The following is a 1,088-nucleotide window of genomic DNA, read 5'->3' as shown; positions in this document are numbered from 1 at the left end:
CCCCATTCCTTGTTGTAGCCGGCCAGCGGCTCCAGGAATTCTTTCAGGTCCGCATTGTCGCCATTGGCTTCACAGAACTGGTGCACGATCTTGGTGAAGTTACGCAGGGCCTGACCCTGAGTCATCATCACCTTGCGGCCCAGCAGATCCAGTGCCTGGATGCCGGTGGTGCCTTCGTACAGGGTGGAGATACGGGCATCACGTACGTTCTGCTCCATGCCCCACTCACGGATAAAGCCGTGGCCACCGTAGATCTGTACACCGTGGTTAGCAGCTTCCAGGCCCGCTTCGGTCACGAACGCCTTGGCGATCGGAGTCAGCAGAGCCATCAGGTCATCGGCTTCTTTACGGGCGGCTTCGTCTTTCTCCAGCTTCACCTTGTCACCCAGCTGGGCACACAGGTAAACCAGTGCACGACCACCTTCCGCGAAGGACTTGGAGGTCAGCAGCATGCGACGTACGTCCNGGTGAACGATGATCGGATCCGCCGGGCCTTCCGGGTTTTTCGGGCCGGACAGGCTACGCATGGCCAGACGGTCCTTGGCGTAGGTCAGACCACCCTGGAAACCGATTTCAGCGTGGGCAACACCCTGAATGGCCGTGCCCAGACGGGCAAAGTTCATGAAGGTGAACATGCAGTTCAGGCCCTTGTTCTCCGGCCCGATCAGGTAGCCCTTGGCACCGTCGAAGTTCATTACGCAGGTAGCGGACGCCTTGATGCCCATCTTGTGTTCGATGGAACCACAGGTCACCGCATTGCGCTCGCCCACACTGCCGTTACCATCGGTGAGGAACTTGGGCACGATGAACAGGGAAATGCCCTTGGTGCCTTTGGGAGCACCTGGCAGACGAGCAAGAACGATGTGGACGATATTCTCTGCCATATCGTGCTCACCGGCAGAGATGAAGATCTTGGTGCCAGTGATGCTGAAGGAGCCGTCGTCGTTGGGCTCAGCCTTGGACTTGAGGATACCCAAGTCGGAACCACAGCTTGGCTCGGTCAGGCACATGGTGCCCGTCCATTCACCGCTGGTCAGCTTGGGCAGGTAAGCCTGCTTCTGCTCATCGGTGCCATGCTCTTCGATGGT

Annotated in this window: 1 protein-coding gene; it reads right to left on the bottom strand. The window is 58.7% G+C overall.

What is annotated here, in order from left to right; translation table 11 throughout:
- A partial coding sequence (locus A3754_RS05580; RefSeq protein WP_197468482.1) for an acyl-CoA dehydrogenase family protein occupies window positions 1–1,088 on the bottom strand: 1,088 nt, incomplete at both ends.

It is taken from the genome of Alcanivorax sp. HI0083, from assembly GCF_001635175.1.
This window is presented reverse-complemented; position numbering and strand designations above follow the sequence as displayed.